At 67.2% G+C, this 265-nt stretch carries 1 protein-coding gene; it reads left to right on the forward strand.

Going from position 1 to position 265, the window contains the following annotated elements; all coding sequences use genetic code 11:
- Nucleotides 1–265, forward strand: a 265-nt coding sequence (ampD, locus tag HA630_RS01520; protein ID WP_166832159.1) for a 1,6-anhydro-N-acetylmuramyl-L-alanine amidase AmpD, incomplete at both ends; no start/stop codon positions are given.

Genomic DNA, 265 nt, shown 5'->3' on the forward strand with positions numbered 1-265 from the left:
TGTTCACCAACACGCTGGACTGGGACGCCCACCCCTACTTCCAGGCCATCCGTGGCCTGCAGGTGTCGGCGCACTACTTCATCCGCCGCACCGGCGAGGTGCTGCAGTTCGTGGACTGCGACCAACGCGCCTGGCACGCCGGCCAGTCCGCCTGGCAGGGCCGGCCCAACTGCAACGACTATTCCATAGGCATTGAACTGGAAGGGCTGGAGGGCGACACCTTCGAGCCCGCCCAGTACCAGGCCCTGGCCGCGCTGTGCACCCA

This window comes from Aquabacterium sp. A08, from assembly GCF_011742065.1.